A 22,272-nucleotide genomic window follows, 5' to 3' on the forward strand; every position below is an offset into this window, starting at 1 on the left:
TGATAGAAAAGTGAGAACAGAGAAAGGAATAATGCCGATGAAAAGAATACTCATTGCAACTCATGGCCGCTTAGCCAACGGCATGCTGAGCAGTATCGAGCTTTTAGCCGGTACTACCAAGGGCATTGCCACGATCAATGCTTATACGAATGACACAGACTTTGATGCTGAACTGGAACAATTTATTGACAGTCTCACTGCTGATGATCAGTTGTTCATTTTCACCGATCTTTATGGAGGCAGTGTCAACCAGAAAGTGACCAAAACCTTTCTGGAACACAAGATTCCTGTGACAGTCATTGCTGGTTTCAATTTTCCAATCATTTTGGAGATCTTGTTGAGCAGGGGTGATCTGACTCAAGAAAAAGTTACCGATTTAGTTGACAAATGCCGCTCTGAATTGAAAGTCAGTTTTTTAACAGAAGCCCATGTAACAGATGATGAAGAAGATTTTTTCTAATTTAAGGGGGGAAACAAAATGATTAAAGCAGTACGTATTGATGAACGGCTGATCCATGGACAGGTAGCGATGACCTGGACTAAGGCTTTGAATTTGACCGGTCTAGTGGTGGCAAGTGACGAAGCTGCCGGGAACGATATTCAAAAAATGACCTTGAAAATGGCAGCACCATCCCATGTCAAAACCATTATTAAAACGGTAGACGATGCAATCCAGCTATTACAGGATCCCCGTGCCAGTAAGATGAAGCTGATGGTCCTGGTACCCACTGTAAAAGATGCGGTCAAAGTAGCCAAAGCTTTCCCAGATCAAATTGAAATGATGAATGTGGGCAATGCCGGAAAAATGACACCGCCTTCACCAGATAAGAAAATGTTAACTAAAGAAGTGATGCTGACACCAGATGAGATCGAGGCATTGAAAAAGTTGGTTGAACTGTATCCAGATACCTCTTTCCAAGGCACGCCAGCGATGGAAAAACGATTGGCTAAATCTGTGTTGAACGATTTATAAAAAGGGAGATGGAAAGAAATGTATGATGCTCTTGTTGTTGCACTTGCGGTCTTTATTGGTGTTGCAGGGCATGAACTGTTGGGTATGGCGATGCTCAGCCGTCCGATCGTTGTTGCACCGTTAGCCGGCTTGCTGCTAGGCGATATTCAGACCGGCTTAATTGTCGGCGCTTCTCTTGAAGCGATCTTTATGGGGGTCGTGAATATCGGGATCTCCAGTACCGCTGAACCTTCATTGGCGGCTGGTTTAGCTACTGCTTTTGCGATCAAAATGGGCGGAAATGTTGATGTGGTGATTCCAATCGTCTTTCCGTTGGCAGTTCTGGGTTTACAGCTGATGAATATGATCTTTTCATTTGTTTGTGGACCAATGGCTGCGAAATTCTTTAGCTTTGCGAAAGAAGATAATCAAAAAGGAATCATCAACCTGCATTTTTTCATGTGGTTCATCCACTATGCATTATATGCCTTAATCCCATTTTTTGCCGTCTTGTTCGGTGCTGATGTAGTGAAATCGGTGTTAGACAATATTCCAAAAGTGATCATGAACGGTTTGACAGTTGCCGGAAACTTACTGCCGGCTGTCGGTATGGCGATGTTATTACAAATGCTTTGGAGCAAAAAAATTGCCGTTTGGTTCTTCTCAGGCGCAGTGATCATGGCTTACTTTAACTTGCCACTGATCGCGATTGCTGTTATTGGTGCGATCATTGCAATCGTAATGGCCCAGCGTGATCTTCAGTTGAAGAAAATGCAAACGGCCCCTCAAGCAAACACGATAACAGCAGGTACACGGACAATCGATGACGAAGAGGAGGATTTCTTCAAATGAAACTAGGACAACAAATTTCAAAAGAAGAAAAAAAGTTAGTACGTAAAATGTTCTGGCGTTCCATGACCATGTATGCGTCGGTAAACCCGGTAACGATGGGTGGCGGCGGTTTCGCCTACTCTATGATGCCGTTTATCAATCATTTTTATAAAGATAAAAATGATCGTGCAGCTGCGTTAGAAAGACACAGTCAATACTTCTCAACCACAATCCCATTTGCGTCATTCATCATGGGGACCGCAGCTTCAATGGAAAAAGAAAATTCCAAAAAACCAGGCTTTGACGTGGAGAGTATCAACGCCATCAAGACCAGTTTGATGGGACCGTTAGCCGGGATTGGAGATTCCTTGTTCTGGGGTGTTTGGCGTGTCGTATGTGCAGGGTTAGCCATCAACTTGGCCCATGCCGGCAATATCCTTGCCCCAATCATCTTTTTGATTATGTTTAATGTCCCGAACTATTTGGTTCGTTATTACGGCGGGATCTTAGGCTATTCACTGGGCTCTAAATATATCCAAAAACTGTATGCTAACGGTTTGATCGAGATTTTGACTAAAGCAGCCAGTGTTTTAGGCTTGATCATGGTTGGCGCCATGACCATCAGCATGGTGAAATTCGATACAATCTTGTCCTTCTCTATGGATGGTAAAGAGATTCTGAACGTCCAGAAAATCTTAGATAGTATCTTCAAAGGTATCGTGCCATTACTGATTTCATTGGGATGCTTCAAATTATTACAGAAAAAAGTCGGCGTGATCAAAATTATCTTCGGCATGGTCATTTTAGGCATTGTTCTGTCTTTATTGAGAATCGCCTGAAAAAGAACTGCAGCAATCCTCTGATGGCCTTGCTGCAGTTTTTCGGCCTTAGTGGAAGCGAAAGGAAGTGAACATATGACGATCAAAATGCTTTTACAACAAGCATTACACCCTTTTTATAATGTCTGTTACACGAATGGCCAATTTACGTCTACGAATCCACGAAGTTTCTATCGCAACCTGTTGCCGCCGGAAGGGTTGACCTTTGATGTCAGCAACCAAAAAGTGTTGGCAAATATTGATGTTTTCGGTACCATCAGTCGTTTAACGTTTTATCAAGATAATTTTCTGACGGAAGAAAAGCCAGGCGTTTGGGTAAATAAACAATATACCCAGACGCAGCAGCTCAAATTCAGGCTGATCGTTGACGGCAAAGCGTATGATCTGTCGGCGTCAGATCATGATGTGACGATCGATCTTGTGGAAGACAGTTTACCGAGAATCATTCATCGCTACCATCATTTTACCGTCTATTGTATTCCGTTTTGCCCAATTGTCGATGACCACCGTTATAGTATGCTGGTTTATCAAACCTATGTGGAAAACAACTGCAGACGTCCTTTGCAGGTGAGCTTGCCGCAAATTTCTTTATTTCAGCAGAAATATTCTGATCAGCAAAACGTGCTGATTGATCAAAAAGGAGCGCAACAGCAAGTTGCAACGCATGGGTTGGCGGCATTCAGTATCGGGTTAATAGATCCGAATGCTTATCAGGAAGCGAAAGCTTTTCAAACAGCTGATCTGGAGCGGTGGCTGATAGTAACGTTGCATTATTATCAAGCGCTGTATGGTGATCTGCAGATGGATGATCCGGCTGTCGGACATCTGTTCAATCGGGCATTGTATCAAAGCTTTGCCAGCTTCAGCATGAATAACCATGAGCAGATTGTTGGCAGCAACTGGGGTAGCTATCCAGCAACGAATCGGATCTGGAATAAGGATATGTACTATGCATCGTTGCCTTTTTTGTTCTTCGATGCGGCATTATGTCAAAAAACAATTTTGTGGTTTGATCGCTATGGTGTGAAATTCCCGGGAACGAAATTTCCGGGTGGGATTAATCATTCCTTGAGTAATTCATTATCCAGTCTTTTACTGTGTGCTTTGTATTATGAATACACTAATGATGTACAGTTTTTTCGCGAACATCCGCAAATCCTTGCCAATGGGCGAAAAATCGTCGACACGATTTTGACCCAACGAACCGCTGATGAACCGATGTTATTCACGTCTGTATGGATCAGTGATGCTTTTGCGTTAGGCAAATACCATACCGGGAGCAACCTGTGCATGTGGAAAGCCTGTGAAGGTTTATCTCAGCTATATCAGGGTTTGACGGAGACAAAACTGGCGGCAAAGTACCGAACGATTGCCGCAAAGATCAAAGATGCAATTTTAGAAAATATGACGATAGAAGGACCTTTTGGCGAGCAGTTCTTAGAAGGTATTGGTGACAAGGAGAAGGGCTGTTACGAGGTGAAACATTATCAAAAACCGATTGTGGAGCAGGGCTTGATCTTTTTGAGCGATGTCATTCAAAACGGCAAGATCCAGCTGCTGATGCATGATGGAGAAGAATCGGATACGACGCTGATCCCATTTTATGGTTTCCTGGAAAAAGACCACCCTCTTTATACGCAAACATTGCGCTTTGCCGCGAGTTCGGCAAATCCAACCTACAGTGAAGAGATTCAGGGCATCACCTGGGGTCTGGAATCCGGAGCAACGTTCCCGGGTTTCACCACGGTTTTGATGAGTGCGTTAAATGATTCGGCGATGTTTGAACAGCGTATTCAAGAGTTGGTGCAACTGGCAGACCTGGATGGCTCCTGGTGGTGGTGGCCGTATAAATTGGGGGCCAGACATGGCGAAGTCGTCCGTAATTTTGGTTGTGGCAAGTGCGGCTGGGCTTCCGGGATCTTTGTTAGTTTGTTTGTGACGCAGTATCTGGGTCTACGTTTACAGCATAGCGTATTGACGGTGACACCCGCCGATGATGTGACCTACACATGGAATGATTTGCATTTAGGCAGTGCCTTCGTTGATGTCAGCTGCATGCATCACCAGATCACTGTTACCAACCGCAAAAGCGAACCACAAGTCGTCCGTTTAAAAATCAATAATCCTGCAGATACTGGGCTATCGTTGATCCAGGATAGGGGTGCCTGGTATGCCGAGGTCATCCTGGCAAGTAATCAAAGTTACACAATAGAAAGGAAATCCAAATGAGTATTTTAAAAGACATTACACAATTTAAAAAGTTCCAAAGTCGTGCCATCACACCGGAAAATCCTTCTGGCGAAAAAGGTAAGGCGGCTATGCTGCCGAGTGCTCTAGGCCCAAGCCGTAAAGGCCGCGGTGCGGTCCCTCTAAAATCTGGCGAAGAAACGGTGATCGCAGAAATTAAAGGGTCAGGGATCATTCGCCACATGTGGATGACGAGCCGTGACCGGACCGAGTTCGGCAGTTTCGTTTTGCGGGATCTGATTTTCCGCATTTATTGGGATGATGAAGAATATCCGGCAGTGGAAAGTCCGCTGGGAGACTTTTTCTGTAACGGTTTTGGCGAACGCTGTGATGTCAACTCGTTGCCAATCGTTGTCAATCCGACCGGCGGTTTCAATACCTTTTTTGAAATGCCGTTTCGAAAATCAGCCCGGATCACCATCGAGAACCAGCATCCGAAAGACCTAACTTCTTTCTTCTACACCATCAACTATTCCTTAGTGGATGAGTTGGAGGATAACACCATGTATTTCCATGCCAACTGGCGTCGGGAACGGATCACGACCAGGCAAAAAGACTATAAATTGATCGATAACTTAAAAGGTCAAGGCTACTATGTTGGCACTTATCTGGCACTGACTTGTCTGGAACGGTATTGGTGGGGCGAAGGCGAATTCAAATTCTATATTGACGGGGATACTGATTATCCGACCGTTACTTCCACCGGTTCCGAGGACTACTTCGGTGGTGCATGGGCTTTCCACGAATACGACGATTCTGGCCGCCCGCAGGCGAAGAACTATTGCACGCCGTTTCTAGGATATCCATTCCAATCCAATCGGGACGCGACCCGCGATCGTTTTGAGACTGGCAAATTGAATGCTGTTCACGCTTTCGGGGATGATGCGTTACCACGTCATGGGCTGTATCGCTGGCACCTGCAAGATCCGATCTGCTTTACCGAAGATCTGACTGTTACCCTGCAGCAAATAGGCAATGATGATATTCAATTATTCGAACGCCAGGATGACGTTGCCAGCGTAGCTTATTGGTATTCAACGGATCCAAATGGGTTATCCACACCGATCATAAGTCGTCAGGAACGGCTGCCACGCTAGGAGGGAGAATCATGGTATTAGGCTCAATCGAAGCCGGCGGGACGAAATTTGTCTGCGCTATCGGTAACACCGATCTTGAAATCATTGAAAGAGTCAGTTTTCCAACCACGACACCAGATGGAACGATGAAAAGGGTAGTCGATTTCTTTACTCAGTATAAAAATGAGCTGGAAGGTATTGGTGTGGGATCATTTGGTCCAATTGATATTCATCATGAATCCGACACCTACGGCTACATCACTTCAACGCCGAAATCAGCGTGGCAGAACTTTGACTTTGTTGGAACGTTGAAGAAAGCCTTCAACGGTATTCCGGTGGCATGGACGACCGACGTAAACGCTGCCTGTTACGGGGAGTTTGTGGCAGGACGCGGTACGGGCCTTAACAGTGTCGTTTATTACACGATCGGTACTGGTGTCGGCGCCGGTGCCTTGCAGGACGGTATCTTTGTGGAAGGCTTCAGTCACCCGGAAATGGGGCATATGCTGGTACGGCATCATCCGGAAGATAACTTTGAAGGCAACTGTCCGTTCCATCATGATTGTCTGGAAGGCATGGCAGCAGGTCCGGCCATCGAAAAACGTGTGGGCAGGAAAGGCCAGGAATTAAGTGAAGATGATCCGGTTTGGGCTATTGAAGCTTCCTACATTGCGCAATGTGCTTACAACACCACGTTAATATTATCACCGGATGTGATCATTTTCGGTGGCGGTGTGATGAAGCAGGAACACCTGATGCACAAAGTCCGCAAGTTGTTCAGTGAAATGATCAATGGCTACGTTGAAACACCATCGTTGGATCAGTATCTGGTGACACCAAAACTGGAAGATAATGCTGGTACAGTGGGGTGTCTGGCACTGGCAAGGGATGTTGTGCTGCACTTGTAAGCGTCACTTTGTTTAAAAAACAGGAATGTTCGAGACTACGATATACTGTTATCGTTTCTCGAACATTTTTAGTTTCCAAAAGCGTGGTCTAAACCGAAGCATTTCCTCATACTTGATTCTTATCGGTCAAGTATGTTTTTTTATAAACAAAGCATCTGCATGCTCGGAAATGTTCAACTTTCGTTCGCATGACCAGCTGTCGCCGGAACAGAAGTTCACAAGATTATTTTTCTGGATGTACTGAAACGTGATCTTTTCCATACATAGCCAGGGCTGAGTCAATAAAAAAGCGGATGTTTTCAGTGAGTCTTTTGCCTTTATGCCAGGCGAGATACGTGGAAATTGATTCTGGGGCGGCTTGCCAATTGAGTTTGGCGAGCAGGCCTTTTTCGATCTCTGCGCGAACGGTGATCTCCGGTAAAAAAGCAAGGCCGATTCCAGCAATGGCGCATTGTTTGATCGCTTCGACGGTGACGAACTCCATGATGGTTCCCGCAATAATTTGCTGTTTAGCCAAGGCAGCCTCAAATAAAACGCGATAAGTACAGCCTTTCGATGTTAATAAAAACGTTTGACCGTTCAAGTCGTTTGCTGAAATCGCTGAAACGTTTCCAAGCATTGTTTCAGGGGCAGCAACGAGAACCATTGGCTCGTCGATCAAATCTTTCTCAATAATTAATGAGGCTGAATGATGTGTTCCCATCATCCAGCCTAAATCAATACTGCCGTCCATAATCCCTTCACAAACCTCAGCATCGAAGTTGACCGGCTTGACAATTAATTCTGCTTTTGGATGATGACGTGTATATTTTTTCAGAAGCTGCGGCAGACGGTAGGTGCACTGGCTTTCGGTCACACCGATCGTTAAGGTAGGGGGGGTATCGGTAAGCTTTGCCTCTGCTTCACGCGTGAGCTGCACAATTTGATCCGCATAGCCTTTAAACTGGAGCCCTGATTCCGTCAATTTGATTTTTTTTCCTAGCCGTTCAAATAAAGCATGTCCCAGTTCGCGTTCCAATGCTTGAATCTGTGCGGTAACGCTGGATTGAGCAAAGTGAAGCTGACGCGCGGTTCGCGTGAAATTAAGCGTTTCTGCAGCGATTTTAAACGTCAGAATTTGTTTTGTGTCCATGAAAAATCCCCCCATATCGAAAAATTCGATTGAATAGAACAGAATAATCGTCTTTCACGATTTATGATTTCATTCTAAGATGAGTAGGTGATAAAAACAAGAAGGAGCGTCAAAAAATATGAAAACGATTCGTCTGCCGCAAGCGATTGCACTTTATATAGGAGCAGTGCTCGGAGCAGGCATTCTGCTCGTGCCCGGGCTCGCGGCACAGATTGCCGGTCCGGCATCACTGGTTGACTGGGCGCTGCTTCTGATTCTGGTTCTGCCGCTTGCCTTTTGCATGGCTAACTTGGCTCAGAAATATCCACATTCGGGGGGTGTTTCTTATTTTGCCGGACGGGCGTTTGGGCCACATGCAGGCCAAATCGTCGGCTGGTTCTTCCTGATGTCGGTTCCGATCGGCGCACCGGTGACTGCTTTAACCGGCGCAGCCTATTTAAGTGAGGCATTGAAATGGTCGGATTCGGCAATCGAAGGACTGGCTGTCGGTATTCTGCTTATCGCGTTAATGCTCAATTACCGAGGCATGCGTGTTGCCGGGAAGGTACAGGTTGCGGTGATCGCAACGATTCTCATTACTTTAGGAATCGTCTTGGCAGGCGCATTGCCCCATCTACGAATGAGCCATTTTCAACCGTTCATGCCGGGGGGTCTGTGGAGCATTGGTCGAGCGTCAACGCTGCTGTTTTGGTGTTTCATCGGCTGGGAAGCAATCGCGAGCTATACGTCTGAGTTTGTTCACCCGGAAAAAGACGTGCACCGCGCGACGCTGATCGCCGCCCTTATTTTAGGGGGGCTTTACTTTATGACGGCTTTTGTAGTTGTCGGTACCGGCAGTGATCGCGCGAAGGGGCAGGCAGCGCTGGTTACCGTTTCTGAGCAAGCATTTGGGCAAGGTGGAGCGGTGATTATCGGCATCGCCAGTTTGCTGATCTGCTTGGCGACAGTCATTGCGTATATTGGCTCTGCAGCACGAATGGCCTGCGCGATGGCTTCGGATGGAACTGCGCCGCGCTGGCTCGGGAAACAATCGCATAAGTATCAGACACCTGTCGGCGGTTTGCTTTTTTTAGCGCTCTGTTTTCTTGTTGTGATGACCGCCTATTCCGGCGGATTGATCTCATTACAGAAACTGATCCAGCTGCCGAACGCAACTTTTTTGCTGAACTACATGGGCGGATGCGCGGCAGGCGTGGTTCTGTTCAAAAAAGAGAAGAAGAAAATGCTGATCAGTCTGATTGCACTGATTGCCACGCTCGTAATGTTCTTTTTTGTCGGCTCAGCGATTCTTTATCCGCTCGCGATCTGCGCGTTGCTTGCAGGGCAAAAGATGATTCGCATGTTCTCGAGAAATCATTCGTGAACTACTCGTCCATAAATGACCGAGCTTCTGGGAACACCGCTGACTTACTTATCCAACACTAAGTCTTCAATGCAGAGGTTACGGCTGTTGACCAAGGCGCGTCCCGCACCGCAGACTCTATAGAGTCAAAGCTGTTTGTGGCTATGCCGCCAGAATATTCTTCGCGGCATTAATATCGCGGTCGTGATATGCGTGGCATTGTGGGCACGTCCACTCGCGGACATCTAGTTCGTGCTTGCCGTCATCATAGCCACACAGTGAACAGCGTTGAGAGGTTTTGTACGGCGAGACGGCAACGACTTGCTTTCCATACCATGTCGCTTTGTATTCCAACATCAGCCGTAATTCACGCCATGATTGATTAGCAATTGCCCGCGCTAAGTTGTGATTACGCATCAGACCCTTGGTTTTCAGATCTTCCAGCTTAATCACGTCATAGTGCCTAATGAGTTTGGCACTAATCTTTTGCAAGTAGTCGCGACGCTGATTAGCGACTTTCTCGCTGTACTTCGCCACCATCATTTTTGTTTTCATGTAGTTCTTGAAGTCAGTCAGCTGGCGTGGCACTGCCACATACAAGAAACAAGAGCGCGCTGGCCTTACTGCCGCCGCTCTTGTTTCTATTCGATTATTGCGCGGCAGTTTTTCTAATTGACAGCGTACCAATCATCCTATATAGTTAGTTACATAAGTAACTAACCGATTAGGTGGTGAACCCATGCATGAGCCAATGAATGATGGTCGGCCCATTTTCGTGCAGATTGCCGAACACATTGAGAATGAAATACTTGAAGGCTCACTTGCAGAATTGGGCCAAGTGCCTTCAACCAATCAATTTGCCGCGTTTTATAAAATCAATCCAGCGACGGCAGCCAAGGGCGTGAATGTGCTGGTGAATGAAGGGATTCTTTTTAAAAAAAGAGGAATTGGTATGTTTGTTGCCGAGCATGCGCGTGAAAAACTGATTGAAAAGCGGAAAAGAACCTTTTTTAAGGATTATGTGGCTGCCATGCTGCGCGAAGCAGAGAAACTGGACATAACAAAAAAGGCGCTGATTCACATGATTGAAGACGGACAATAATGATTGAATCAAAGGAGGCTATTATGACAGCTGAAATTAAAGCGGATCATGTGTCGCTGCGATTAGGAAAACAGAATGTTTTATCGGACCTCTCCTTTCAATTAAAAGGAGATAAGATCTACGGATTGCTTGGCCGAAACGGAGCTGGAAAGACCTCGCTGTTGTCACTGCTCGCCTCGTTCCGTGAACCAACCGAAGGAACGATTCTGATTAATGGCGAGATCCCGTTTGAAAATGATCGAGTGATGAGCAGGGTTAACTTCGTCTATGGAAGAGATCAGAGCAGTGAGACGGAAAAAGTAAAGGGAATGCTTGAATTTGCCGAACGTTATCGTCCAAATTGGGATGGCGCGTATGCATTAAAACTTGTGAAACGGTTTAAATTGCCGATGGATCAAAAGGTCAACGCGCTGTCTAAAGGAAAACAGTCTGCGCTGGACGTGGTGATCGGACTCGCTTCGCGAACGCCGGTCACGATTTTTGATGAGGCCTACCTTGGCATGGATGCGCCGTCGCGATCCATATTCTATGAGGAACTGATCAAGGATTATGCCGAACACCCGCGCTGCATGATTCTGTCGACGCATTTGATTTCGGAAGTCGCTTCACTCATGGAAGAAGTGATGATTATTGATCGCGGCAAGCTGCTCCTCCATGAATCGGTCGATTCACTCATGGCGCACGGACTCAGCGTGACCGGACCTGTGGAACAGGTGGATGCATTAACGCGTGATCTTCACGTGCTGAAGGAACAACAATTGGGAAGAACAAAATCGGTAATGATTTACGGGCAGCTGGAAAGCGCACGGCAATCAGAATTTGAAGCAGCAGGACTTGAGCTTGGCCCGATCAGTTTGCAGGAACTGTTTATCTATTTAACGGAACATGAGGGGGAGGAAGCATGAGTGGATTCATGAATCGTGTCAGCCGGAAAGTCGCGATGGATGTTTTTTTGATGTTGTCGACTTGGGTGGCTTGGTGTCTGCCTTTTTATATCATTTTTTTCATTATCGCGCATTTTGTACCGCAAGTTCAGATTGATCTTAACTTTTTTGACGGCACAATACTGTCAGCAAAAATTTACATGCTGGTTGAGGGAATCATCCTTGCGCTTTCACTGCCCGTCGCCTACATCAGAAATGGAGTAACCAGGAAGAATATGTTCAAGGGCGTGTTTATTGGTATGTCCTGCATGGTGGGGGCTTTGTCAATAGTGGTACAAATCCTGTATGGTCTTACAATTTGGATCTTCGGTAATGCATTTGGTCAGTCCAATGATTTATCTCAGATTTATCATAAACAGTTTCTAGCTCTGTTGCTTATCTTTTTCTTGCTTTGCGTGATCTACTTTGCAATTGGATGGCTGATCGGCCTAGCATTCTCCCGGTACGGCTTCTTCCCAGGTATGTTTTCCATTGCCCTAAGCATTGTGCTGGTCGGTTTATCCGAATTTTTCTGGAATTCCTATATGAAGCTTCCTCGGCAGTTGGATTTACTTATGAGATGGCTGACTGATACACAGATTTTATTCGTTACAGGGCTTGTCGGCAGCGTAGCGATTCTCGTCTTGCTCATTGTTTTGCTTCGCGTGATTGTTGGGCGTATGCCGATCAAGCCGTAACAGCGCAAAGTATTGAATCGTGATTTGAAGGTTGTGTACTTGGGACTAATTTTATTCCGTGAAAGTTGCATAGCTGCTCTCTCTATTTACTAGATCATGTAAAAAAAGCCTCTCCTTAATTTTTTCAAGGAGGGGCTTGAATTAGTGAGCAGTCGTTTGCTTCAATTGCCTCACATCATGCAAATAAGCGATTCTTAAACAAACATACATCACAAAATAATCGAAGAACAGGCTAGCGGCGATTCCATAAATTCCGAGATGGAGCGGGAATGCCAATAAGGCCATGATCACGAGCGCGGCTGCGTGGACAACCAAAGTCGCGATCAGGACGTAGGTGCCTTTTCCAATGGATTGCATGGCCGCTTTGTAAACTTCAAACCAAGGACTGAACAGGTTGGCTAGCCACAGAAGTAAGAAAATAGCCGTTGAAAAACCGATCAAGCTTGGGTCATTCGTGATAAACCCGGCAATTGGTGCTCGAAGCAGATAAAAAATGATTCCGGTCAATGAAAAGAGGACCATTGTCAGTACAGAGGCCGTTTTCGGATAAGCCTTCAAATCATTTAGTCGATGCGCGCCGCTGCTTTCACCGACGAGTGTAAGCAGCGCGCTACTGTACATGAATGCCGGGATCAAGCCAATTTGGAGCAATTGCCCGATCAGCAGATAGCTCGAAAGGACAAGCGTCCCCAAGTGGGCAAGAATCGCATTGATTACGATAACAAAAAGGCTACCTTGCAGCAACTCTTGCCCCATCAAAGGTAGGCTTTGGCGAATGATCAGTCGCACTTTATTTGGCCGAGACTGAAGTGCCAATCGGATGTCTTTTCTCAGCAGCCAGCAATACGCGAGTACATCCATGGTCAAGGTGATTGTACTGGAAAGCGCGGCACCGGCGATACCGAGCTGAGGAAAGCCGAACTTTCCAAAGATGAGCAGGTAATTCAAGCCTGTGTGGAGCAAGGTAGTCGTTGTAGAAATGATTAAGATCCATTGCGTCCGTTTTTTGATTTTTAAGCAGTTTGTCAGTGTGAAAATTAATAATTGAAGCAGCATGTAGCCACTCATCAGCGAAAGATAAGACGTTCCTTCATGAAGTGTGGTGCCGGAAAAATCGTACACTGTCTGCAAAAGCACTTGTCCAAATGAAAAGCAGAGTATGCCGAAAAGCATGCCAAACAGCAGATCAATCAGGAGTGAAGAGGATAGTGTGGTCAGATACTTGTCTTCACGGTGTTCACCCATTGCCCTCGAACCTAAAATGTTTAAAACAATCGCAATGGCACCGAAAATTCCTGCTACTGTGTACAGAAAATTACCGACTGCACCGACCGAGGCATAGGCGGACACAGAGAGGTGCCCGACCATCGCCTGATCAATGAATTCTATCGATAAGCCGAAAATCGAATTGGCGATTAATGGAACCGCCAATTGATTGAGCGGCTTGATATGCGCTTTTAATGTTTCGTTCATCTAGAGGACTCCGTTCTTTTATGAATTCCCATCAGCTTCCGTAACCGATGGGAAAACATACTGTGCGACGTCCATGCGAATCACCTCCTTACTATCAATTCCTTTTTAGTTTAGTTGTTGCTTGAAAAAAATTCCACAAGATTTCTCACACACTGAGAATCAAAAAAGCCAATCCATCTTTGAACGGATTGGCAAAACAAACCGCTGCTTTTTTACAAAAAATTCAACTTTTGCTATGCTTGTTTGGATAATAGAGAGAATCCGTTTAAACCGATTTATTCCTGGGATAGAAAAGAGGATGCGTGTTTGTGAGAAAGGAAGACATGATCCGTTTTGTTCGGCGCACCATGCCGAAGCTAACCATTGATACAAGTGAGATAAAAACAAATGGCTGGGATAATGACATTCTGATTGTCAACAAGCAGCAGGTTTTCCGCTTTCCGAAAACAGATCAGATCCGAGATCAGATTAAGGGCGAATGCGTGCTATTGAGACAGCTCGAGCAAAAGAAACCTGCACTGCAAATTCCGAGGTACAAACTGATTTATGAAGGTAAAACCCTCAGAGCAATTACCTATCCATTCATGAGTGGAGAATCCTTAAATGAACACCCTGTTGATTTAAGGAGGAATCCTGAAAATGCTCAATTACTTGGCGATTTTCTGATGAAACTGCATCAAATCGCGGGTGGTTTTTTGCCTACTCGGCATACGTTTTGCTATTGGCAAGTGTTACTTGAATCGCTTAGAAAAAAGGTGTTCTCGGCGTTGCGTGATGAGGAGTGTCAGGCAATTGAGGATGTGTTCACTCGTTTTTTGAACAGATATACGGCGTTTTCTAAGACAAAGGCAGTGATTCATGGCGATCTTTCCGCTTCAAATATTCTTTTTGATCAGAAGACGAATCGAATCAGCGGGATTATTGATTTTACAGACGGTCAAATCGGCGATCCAGCCTTTGATTTTGCGGGTATCTATTGGAATTATGGTCCGGAGTATACGAAAGAAGTGCTTTCTTTCTATCAGACAGATGAGTCGATAGATGAAATGTTCGATCGCTTAAGCACATTTTATGGACTACAGCCGGTATTCCATGAGTTGCTCTATTCTGTCGAGAATAATGAGCCGATTGACCATACGCAGCTCAAGAGATTTATGGAACTAAAACAAATGATTTCCTGATTCATGTCTACCAAATTATGCGAGAATAAGATCATGATAAGAACGGCTTAAGAGCGGCGCACACCTTTTGTTTCTCTGCTTCCTGTCTGTGCAGACGAACGAGACGGAGGAGGTGCGATTCTTTTTTCATGAGTACTTATGGCTGTCATTGGCATTCTGAGTTTGCTTTTTGTAGGCGGCTCATTCCTGCTGAACCTGCTTGATCATATCTCTAAGGAAAAGAAATAATCCGCTGACTATAGTCAATGGGAGGAACGGGATAAGTATAAATGAAGGAAGGTCAAACAACTTGCTTAGGTGATTGCTGCCATACATTGAATCAATGGAATCTGAATTACTTATAAGGCACAGTTTCTTTCCGCTTCTCTTTAATTTAGAAAGTACATAAAGAATCCTAGAATCTACATTAGTAAAAGCCTGTTTCATTCTATTCTTTCGTAGCTATAAAATTTCACCAATTGAATGGTCATCAGCGGAGATATTCATTTTATTAATAATGTGCTGAATAATTGCTTGTGGGTTTTTACTTTTCCAGTTGCCCTTTGGAAATATAATTCATCATTCTCAGCATACGTTTCCAATCGCTGATTGAGAGCCCCAATACATCATTTTCATTCTTTGAACTTAGATAGTGGGGTGCGACTAGAGTAAAGAATAAATCAAAGATGATTTTTAAGAATAGTGTTTTAAGAGGTATTTCTATCTGCAGCTTGATAATAAACTTTTTCTTTGGAGGATTGAATGTTTATCAGGTCTTAATCGCCCAAAAAGATGGGAGGATTTAATGTGTGGATTAATCATTTTCATTAATGTGGGGGGTCAAGCAGTACCGATTGGAAGCACCTGTTTAAGGAAAGTTCTCGATCATTGGTGTATAGCAGGAGAAAGGGGCATTTTCCAAATCAAATAATCCGCTTCTTTTGTCGTCACTACTAATATAATCGGCATTGCCAGCGTAGGCTAGTTCAACAAACATTTGATCATCAGGGTCTCTAATAACTGGAAGTTCATCCACGGTAATCAATTTTGTACTGACAGACTTCCCATATAAAAACATGTCTACTGCTGAATGCAAAATATCCTCAATATCTTCATTCGTAAATTGATATTCATGGCTTATTTTCTTCAAAATATATAATAATTCACCTATAGTATTGTGGGAAAATAAAAATCTTCCAAAGTCATCAATATGATCAATTAAGTATGAACTTGCTTCGTCACCATCAAAAAAGTAGTGAATAAAGACATTTGTATCGACTATAATTTTATATTTCATTTTTCTTCTTTGTTTTTATTCTCCGAGAACATATCAGCAAATGTCAAACCTTTTTCTTCCATATTTTTCCTGAAACTCTCTTAATCTATTAATTATTTATCATAATCTGACTATGTTTAGCCAATACTGCTAATCAAACTGCAAGAGGGAAGTATCCATCTTGAATGGGTTTGCGGCCCATTCATGTTATTGATGACTGCCTTGAATGGGTTAAGACGATCCTTTTATCCCTATGAGAAAGGATTGAAGGCCATTTATGTCGAATTGTGAGGTAAGTTCAGTTGAAGAGGATGATGTCTACTGATTTCAAAAAAATTATTCTGCCCCTTACGATTGCTTTCCGATTACGCCTTACTCAGCCACTTGCCGACGAATCATCGAGCACGAAAGTTGATCGAACATGATGCTGCCAAGCTTTATGCAGGATGGAGAGGGGAACAAAATCTTGCCTATTTCCTTGATGGTATTTCTGATCCGACAATTCGCATTTTTTATGATCTCCATTTAAAACAGTGTCAGATTGATGTTCTGCTGATTACCCCCACGTTTCTTTCCGTTGTTGAAGTCAAAAATTATTCCGGAACACTCTATTTTCCCAATGATTTTGGTCAAATGATTCGAACGATCGGTGGTCGAAGGGAAGGGTTTGCAAATCCAATTTTACAAGCCAAACGTCACCGCATGCATGTGCAAGAATGGCTCACTGAACATCATTTCCCAAACATTCCAATCGAAAATAATGTTGTCATTGCTCATCCGAGTACGATTGTGGACCGTGCTGATCAGATGGTTAAAGAACTTGTTTTTCATGCGGAAAAAATGCCACTCAAACTACAGCACATGATCGAAAAGTATCAAGACAGCCCGAATTACTCCAGATTTTTGCCACAAATTGAGGAAATACTACTAAGCGATCATAGGGATTCCTTTCCCAATGTTTTACGGAAATTCAACATTCCCTCAGCGGATCTTCAGCACGGCGTTTTATGTGAATCCTGTCACCATTTTTCCATGCAGCGCATCTTTGCAAACTGGCAATGTATACGTTGTGGTCACCGATCAAAAAACGCGCATCAATCGATGATTCTTCACCATTTTTTACTTTTTGGATCCACACTGACCAACTTGCAATGTCGGAACTTTTTGGGAATTGACAATGCAAAACTGACGATTGATCTACTCAACAAAATGGGGCTGAAACGAGAAGGAACCGGAAGAGGCAGAGGACAATATTATCTGGCACCATCTCATGAAACTTTTGATCAATTACTAAGACAAGAAGTCACTAATAAAATATGGAAATGAATAATCCGTTCATGCGGAGTTATTCGAAAAAATCAAAGTTGTATCAAACGGATACGAAATCGTATCAAACTCAGGGAAAGTCGTATCAAAAAATCGAAGTTGTATCAAACGGATACGAAATCGTATCAAACCCAGGAAAAGTCGTATCAAAAAATCGAAGTTGTATCAAACGGATACAAAATCGTATCAAACTCAGGAAAAGTCGTATCAAAAAATCGAAGTTGTATCAAACGGATACAAAATCGTATCAAACTCAGGGAAAGTCGTATCAAAAAATCAAAGTTGTATCAAACGGATACAAAATCGTATCAAACCTAGGAAAAGTCGTATCAAAAAATCGAAGTTGTATCAAACGGATACGAAATCGTATCAAACCCAGGAAAAGTCGTATCAAACCACAGCAAAGTCGTATCACATCAATCACAGGTGCTCTTGCATCTCTCCACTGAACTGCCTATAATAGCTTTAATGAATAAAGACATGCGATGATGAGAAGAAGTAGGCGGAAGAATTCTCCAAAGAGAGCTTCGTATTGGTGAAAGAAGCAGAATTCTAAGCGGAACAATGGCCTCTGAGCATCCGCACCGATCCGTTCCATGACACGGTTAGGCTGCGGACGGGTGGAACCCGGTTAACAAAACCCGAGTATCGAGCAGACGCTCCGTACTTGCTGAGATCAGTGATGCGAATCGCTGGTGAATTAAGGTGGTAACACGCAGACAATAGTCCTCGTCCTTATACATGGTTCTTCATGTATGAGGGTGGGGACTTTTTTGTTTACAAAAAAAGGAGTGAGTCAAGAATGGCAGTACTCATCGCGGGCGCATGGCCGTATGCAAATGGAGATCTTCACCTTGGGCATTTATCGAGTTTGATTCCTGGTGATTGTTTGGCACGTTATTTCAGGCAAAAAGGAGAAAAGGTGCTCTATGTTTCGGGCAGCGATTGCAATGGCACGCCGATCACGATCCGTGCCAAACAGGAGGGGGTATCAGCAAAAACGATTGCGGATCGTTATCATGAATCTTTTCAGCGATGTTTCGATCAATTAGGGTTTACGTACGACTGCTACACGCGAACGGATACACCGCTGCATCATGAAGTCGTCCAGGACATTTTCAGCACATTATATGACAACGGCTACATTTATCACAAAAAAACGAAGCAAATGTACTGTAGTCACTGTGCCCAGTTTTTGCCGGACCGCTATGTCGAGGGCACTTGTCCGCATTGCGGGGCGCATGCACGCGGCGATCAGTGCGATGCGTGTTCGACGATTCTTGATCCGGTTGATCTGCTTGATTCAACGTGTAAGCTGTGCGGGCACAAACCGAAGCTTCGCGAGGTTGAGCATCTGTACTTCGCGCTCAGTACATTTCAGCCGCAACTGGAACAACTGTACGCGCGGGCAAAAAAGAATCATGATTGGCGGGAAAACGCGCTCAATTTGACGCGTCGCTATCTTGACGAGGGGCTTCAGGATCGGGCGGTCACCCGGGATTTGCCAATCGGCGTTACCGTCCCGATTAAGGGCTTTGAAGATAAAAAAGTTTATGTGTGGATTGAAGCGGTATCCGGTTATTACTCAGCAAGTGTCCGCTGGGCGAAGGAACATCATCAGGACATCTCCGAATTTTGGCAGGAGGACACCGTTTCCTACTATGTTCAAGGGAAAGATAATGTGCCGTTTCATACGATGATTTGGCCGGCGATCCTGCTTGGAATCGGCAAAAAGGCATTGCCGACGCATCTCGTCTCGAATGAGTACGTCACGCTCGAACGGAAAAAGCTGTCGACCAGCCGCAACTGGGCGGTTTGGGCGCCGGATATTCTCGAACGCTACGATCCGGACAGTATCCGCTACTTTTTACTGATCAATGCACCGGAAACACATGACGCCGACTTTTCTTGGAAGGCGTTTATCGAAAGTCACAACGGCGAACTGCTCGGCGCCTATGGTAATTTTGTCAACCGGACGCTCAAATTCATTGAAAAGCTGCCTGATTTTAAAGTGGATGCTCGTCCGGTTGAGGCGCATGTCGAACAAGAAACGCAAGCGCTCTACACGCAAATCGGCCAATTCATCGAATCGGCGCATTTGAAAGCGGCACTCGGCGAGCTCTTTACGTGGATTCGCAGCTTGAATAAATATTTTGATGAACAAAAACCGTGGCAGACAATCACGACCGATCCAGCGGCGGCTTACAAGACATTGAAGACCTGTTTGTTCAGTATCGCCAATTTAGCTCAGCTTATGGCCCCATTTCTACCCTATTCAAGTCGAAAACTGGAAAAGGCACTGCACCTCAACGGGCTAAAATGGGAAGCGATTCATTGCCCGGGAAAACTTCCGGAGCATCTTGAACCCTTGTTTGAACGCATTGATCCGGTTCAGATCCAAGTAGAACGTGAGCGGCTCGCGCAGCAGACCGTGTAAGAAAAACATCGCAACGCCATAACCCTCCCATGAAACCTCATTGGGGGTTATTTTTTTTGCAGGTAAAGAAAGTATGTGATTTTACCCCGTCTTCAAACCAATAGACCCGTGTTTTGGCCAAGAATCAAAGCGCAGATGCTCTGGCGCCTGCGGGATCGCGCGTTGTTGATGCGTGCCAGCGAGACCCCGCAGAGTCTAGCCTGTCTGAGGAGGCTTGCGGTGCGCCCGCGGCAAGCGAGCAATCGTTGCCGGTCTTATATAATATGTAGACAGTATAATGTGAGTCGCAATAAAGCAGGAGACAGAAGAGAAGAAATTACAATTATTATTGACAAATGATCTACTTAGTGTAACTATATAGTGGTAGTTAGTAATACTGCATACCTGTCCTATTAAATAGTGAAGAAGGGATTATGCTGGAAAACTTAACGGAAATGCTGAAAGGTGTGCTTGAAGGCTGTGTCCTCGAAATAATAAGTCGCGGAGAAACCTACGGCTATGAAATTACGCGTCGGCTGAATACCCTTGGTTTTACCGATGTTGTGGAAGGGACGGTCTACACCATCTTGGTGCGGCTTGAGAAAAATGGACTCGTGGATATGGAGAAAAAACCATCCGATATAGGTCCCCCGCGCAAGTTTTTCGTGCTCAACGCCGCGGGTCATGAACAGCTGCGGAAGTTCTGGGAAAAATGGGCGTTCGTATCATCAAAAATGAATGAATTAAAGGAGAAAAAATAATGAATTTTTGGGAAAAGGTCACCGGAAGCGACATGACTAAAGAAATGAAGGCTTTTGAAGCGCGAGCGAACAAACTGCCTGATGATTACCAAGTGGCATGGGAACAAATTAAGGCCAACCTTTGGTCGCACTCAGATTTCACCGGTCGCAACCTGATGCCAATTCTTGACGGAGTGCTTGGCTTTCTTGAAGAAACGTCAGCAGACGGTCAGAACATTCAAGCGGTTTTGGATGATGATATCAAAGGCTTCTGTTCAGCACTGACCGGTGAAGAAGGTGCGAAGTCTTTCCGCGATAAGTGGCGCAAGCAACTCAACGATACTATCGCTAAAAAATTGGGTAAATAGGAGGATGAAAAAATGAGAATACAAGCGCTCATCGAAGCTAAAAAAGAGTGGCGGGCACACGTAGCACGTGTCAAAGCACTCCCGAAAGATTATCAGATTGTTTATAAAGAGATTCAAAAATATCTCTTTAAGGTCGGACCTGTTGAACTAGCCCACGGAATTGGTCTGCTTTCTGGAATTGTTGATCTTTTTGAAGAGGGCGCCTCTTTAGGAAAAGGTGTACTCGAAGTGACAGGCAGTGATGTAGCAGCTTTTTGCGATGATCTTATCAAAAATTCAAAGACTTACGCTGACAGCTGTCAAGAATCCGTTAATCAAGAAATCAGCAAGGCGATGAAAAAGATTACAGATAAAAAGTAAAAAGGACGATCTCAGATGGAAAAAGCAATCCAAGTGAAAGAGCTTAAAAAGTCCTATCAGCAGCACCAGGTTCTGAAAAACGTAAATTTTGATGTGGAAAAAGGCAGTATTTTCGCCCTGCTTGGCTCCAATGGTGCGGGCAAGACAACGCTTGTCAAAATACTTGCCACGCTTCTCAAACCGGATGGGGGGAGCGCCGCCGTTAACGGTTTCGAAGTTACGGCACAGCCTGAACATGTGCGGCAGTCACTGTTCCATTTGATGCATGGGCTTTAGCTATGCGTTCTGAGCCTGTGATGATCACTTTGTGCAGCCTTTTTTATTTTGGCGAAGTAGTCGTTATCGCTTTTTCTTATCGGAAGATCAAGTGAACCGATTGCGGAACGCTTGACTGAGAGGATGCCGCTGATCCAGAGCGGGTAGCGCATCGCCCGGTAAGCGCTCCAACCGAATAAACGGTGTTGTAATTCAGTTCCGCCAAGCGTATATATGAGCCTTGCCTTTTTCCCGCGCCACGGCCCATTGAAGAGAAATTTCTTTTTGTGAAAGCTATAGGCTTTGCCAATCCAAAACAGCTGATCGACAAGCCCCTTGAGTTTGGCCGGAACATTGTACCACCAGACCGGAAAACTGATCACAAGCAGATCGGCTCTTTCAACTGCTTTTTCTAGGTGCAAAATCTCTTTGCTGCGCTTAGTTTGATAGCCGAGAGCCATATCGATCTCGAAATTCATTTCGTGCAGATCAAATAATTCAACTTGATGATCCATTTCCTGCATCTCTTTTGCATAGCGATGAGCGAGTGCCTTGTTAAACCCTTGTTTACGAGGATCGCCAATGATCACGACAATCTTACTCACACCAATCACCTGATTCTTTCATCTGTTCGTAGAGATCTTCTACCATTTGATCGATTTCATGCTTATCGATCGGTTTCTTTATGGAACTGTCTGTGTCTGCAATGACTTTGGCCAATAAACGATTGATGTTTTGGTACCGCTCAATTTGATTTTGAATGAATCAATTTCATAATTGCTCTTTTTTAATAAGCAGAGACTGGCAGAATTTCTAACTTGCCATTTTTTAAAATTCTTTTTGATTAT

Annotated in this window: 22 protein-coding genes and 1 pseudogene; 18 read left to right on the plus strand and 5 right to left on the minus strand. The window is 44.6% G+C overall.

What is annotated here, in order from left to right; genetic code table 11:
• Window positions 1–37 precede the first annotated feature (37 nt).
• The 7 genes from AA84_RS0104625 to scrK all read left to right on the plus strand — a co-directional run bounded on the left by AA84_RS0104625 (window position 38) and on the right by scrK (window position 6,853).
• The gene (locus AA84_RS0104625; RefSeq protein WP_028976234.1) at window positions 38–460 is read left to right on the plus strand and encodes a PTS sugar transporter subunit IIA; all 423 of its coding nucleotides are present in this window, start codon (window positions 38–40) and stop codon (window positions 458–460) included.
• Window positions 461–478: 18 nt separating this feature from the next.
• Window positions 479–973, plus strand: a complete 495-nt coding sequence (locus AA84_RS0104630; protein WP_028976235.1) for a PTS sugar transporter subunit IIB — start codon at window positions 479–481, stop codon at window positions 971–973.
• A gap of 18 nt (window positions 974–991) precedes the next feature.
• Window positions 992–1,804 (plus strand): PTS sugar transporter subunit IIC, encoded by an 813-nt coding sequence (locus AA84_RS0104635; protein ID WP_028976236.1) that lies wholly within the window; start codon window positions 992–994, stop codon window positions 1,802–1,804.
• Window positions 1,801–2,622 carry a PTS system mannose/fructose/sorbose family transporter subunit IID gene (locus AA84_RS0104640; protein WP_028976237.1) on the plus strand — a complete coding sequence of 274 codons (822 nt, stop codon included), beginning with the start codon at window positions 1,801–1,803 and terminating at the stop codon, window positions 2,620–2,622. Before AA84_RS0104635 ends, AA84_RS0104640 begins: the two co-directional genes overlap by 4 nt.
• Window positions 2,623–2,697: 75 nt before the next feature.
• Complete coding sequence (locus AA84_RS17085; RefSeq protein ID WP_051577809.1) at window positions 2,698–4,851, plus strand: glycoside hydrolase family 125 protein; 2,154 nt, start codon at window positions 2,698–2,700, stop codon at window positions 4,849–4,851.
• Window positions 4,848–5,966 carry a glycoside hydrolase family 172 protein gene (locus AA84_RS0104650; RefSeq protein ID WP_028976238.1) on the plus strand — a complete coding sequence of 373 codons (1,119 nt, stop codon included), beginning with the start codon at window positions 4,848–4,850 and terminating at the stop codon, window positions 5,964–5,966. The genes AA84_RS17085 and AA84_RS0104650 overlap by 4 nt, the downstream gene beginning before the upstream one ends.
• 11 nt (window positions 5,967–5,977) lie before the next feature.
• Window positions 5,978–6,853 carry a fructokinase ScrK gene (gene scrK, locus AA84_RS0104655; RefSeq protein WP_028976239.1) on the plus strand — a complete coding sequence of 292 codons (876 nt, stop codon included), beginning with the start codon at window positions 5,978–5,980 and terminating at the stop codon, window positions 6,851–6,853.
• Window positions 6,854–7,076: 223 nt separating this feature from the next.
• Here scrK and AA84_RS0104660 read toward each other — a convergent pair whose 3' ends face one another.
• Window positions 7,077–7,985 carry a LysR family transcriptional regulator gene (locus AA84_RS0104660; RefSeq protein WP_028976240.1) on the minus strand — a complete coding sequence of 303 codons (909 nt, stop codon included), beginning with the start codon at window positions 7,983–7,985 and terminating at the stop codon, window positions 7,077–7,079.
• Window positions 7,986–8,103: 118 nt separating this feature from the next.
• On the opposite strand from AA84_RS0104660, the gene AA84_RS0104665 reads away from it, so the two are divergent.
• Window positions 8,104–9,348, plus strand: coding sequence for an APC family permease (locus tag AA84_RS0104665; protein ID WP_028976241.1), 1,245 nt, complete (start codon window positions 8,104–8,106; stop codon window positions 9,346–9,348).
• A gap of 141 nt (window positions 9,349–9,489) precedes the next feature.
• On the opposite strand, the gene AA84_RS0104670 is transcribed toward AA84_RS0104665, so the two are convergent.
• Window positions 9,490–9,921 (minus strand): RNA-guided endonuclease TnpB family protein, encoded by a 432-nt coding sequence (locus tag AA84_RS0104670; RefSeq protein ID WP_197737496.1) that lies wholly within the window; start codon window positions 9,919–9,921, stop codon window positions 9,490–9,492.
• A 145-nt stretch (window positions 9,922–10,066) separates the two neighbouring features.
• Between AA84_RS0104670 and AA84_RS0104675 the strand changes: the two genes are divergently transcribed.
• The 3 genes from AA84_RS0104675 to AA84_RS0104685 are packed head-to-tail and all read left to right on the plus strand — an operon-like array spanning window position 10,067 to window position 12,050.
• Window positions 10,067–10,429, plus strand: a complete 363-nt coding sequence (locus AA84_RS0104675; RefSeq protein ID WP_028976243.1) for a GntR family transcriptional regulator — start codon at window positions 10,067–10,069, stop codon at window positions 10,427–10,429.
• A 23-nt stretch (window positions 10,430–10,452) separates the two neighbouring features.
• Window positions 10,453–11,334: an ATP-binding cassette domain-containing protein gene (locus AA84_RS0104680; RefSeq protein ID WP_028976244.1), complete on the plus strand. Its 882-nt coding sequence runs from the start codon at window positions 10,453–10,455 to the stop codon at window positions 11,332–11,334.
• On the plus strand, window positions 11,331–12,050 hold the full coding sequence (locus AA84_RS0104685) for a hypothetical protein (protein ID WP_028976245.1): 720 nt from the start codon (window positions 11,331–11,333) through the stop codon (window positions 12,048–12,050). Before AA84_RS0104680 ends, AA84_RS0104685 begins: the two co-directional genes overlap by 4 nt.
• A 141-nt stretch (window positions 12,051–12,191) precedes the next feature.
• On the opposite strand, the gene AA84_RS17090 is transcribed toward AA84_RS0104685, so the two are convergent.
• A complete protein-coding gene (locus AA84_RS17090; RefSeq protein WP_051575239.1) occupies window positions 12,192–13,523 on the minus strand; it encodes an MATE family efflux transporter in 1,332 nt (443 codons plus the stop codon).
• A 308-nt stretch (window positions 13,524–13,831) separates the two neighbouring features.
• On the opposite strand from AA84_RS17090, the gene AA84_RS18285 reads away from it, so the two are divergent.
• Entirely contained in the window at window positions 13,832–14,704 is an 873-nt protein-coding gene (locus AA84_RS18285; RefSeq protein WP_028976246.1) for a phosphotransferase family protein, read from the plus strand.
• 847 nt (window positions 14,705–15,551) lie between these two features.
• Here the strand turns inward: AA84_RS18285 and AA84_RS0104705 are convergent.
• Entirely contained in the window at window positions 15,552–15,980 is a 429-nt protein-coding gene (locus AA84_RS0104705) for a putative toxin-antitoxin system toxin component, PIN family (protein ID WP_028976247.1), read from the minus strand.
• A gap of 390 nt (window positions 15,981–16,370) precedes the next feature.
• Here AA84_RS0104705 and AA84_RS17100 point away from each other — a divergent pair, with 390 nt between their 5' ends.
• From AA84_RS17100 to AA84_RS0104740, 6 genes and pseudogenes are all read left to right on the plus strand, one after another.
• A complete protein-coding gene (locus tag AA84_RS17100) occupies window positions 16,371–17,285 on the plus strand; it encodes a nuclease-related domain-containing protein (RefSeq protein ID WP_051577811.1) in 915 nt (304 codons plus the stop codon).
• A gap of 751 nt (window positions 17,286–18,036) precedes the next feature.
• Window positions 18,037–19,722: a methionine--tRNA ligase gene (gene metG / locus AA84_RS0104720; protein WP_328286227.1), complete on the plus strand. Its 1,686-nt coding sequence runs from the start codon at window positions 18,037–18,039 to the stop codon at window positions 19,720–19,722.
• A 413-nt stretch (window positions 19,723–20,135) separates the two neighbouring features.
• A complete protein-coding gene (locus tag AA84_RS0104725) occupies window positions 20,136–20,462 on the plus strand; it encodes a PadR family transcriptional regulator (RefSeq protein ID WP_028976250.1) in 327 nt (108 codons plus the stop codon).
• Complete coding sequence (locus AA84_RS0104730; RefSeq protein ID WP_028976251.1) at window positions 20,462–20,809, plus strand: DUF1048 domain-containing protein; 348 nt, start codon at window positions 20,462–20,464, stop codon at window positions 20,807–20,809. The genes AA84_RS0104725 and AA84_RS0104730 overlap by 1 nt, the downstream gene beginning before the upstream one ends.
• Window positions 20,810–20,821: 12 nt before the next feature.
• Window positions 20,822–21,169: a DUF1048 domain-containing protein gene (locus tag AA84_RS0104735; RefSeq protein WP_028976252.1), complete on the plus strand. Its 348-nt coding sequence runs from the start codon at window positions 20,822–20,824 to the stop codon at window positions 21,167–21,169.
• 15 nt (window positions 21,170–21,184) lie between these two features.
• A pseudogene (locus tag AA84_RS0104740) lies at window positions 21,185–21,421 on the plus strand (ATP-binding cassette domain-containing protein); the annotation flags it as partial.
• 20 nt (window positions 21,422–21,441) lie between these two features.
• On the opposite strand, the gene AA84_RS0104745 reads toward AA84_RS0104740, so the two are convergent.
• Window positions 21,442–22,029, minus strand: coding sequence for an NAD(P)H-dependent oxidoreductase (locus AA84_RS0104745; RefSeq protein ID WP_028976254.1), 588 nt, complete (start codon window positions 22,027–22,029; stop codon window positions 21,442–21,444).
• Window positions 22,030–22,272: the final 243 nt, after the last annotated feature.

This window comes from Sporolactobacillus terrae DSM 11697 (genome assembly GCF_000648615.1).
GTDB lineage: Bacteria > Bacillota > Bacilli > Bacillales > Sporolactobacillaceae > Sporolactobacillus > Sporolactobacillus terrae.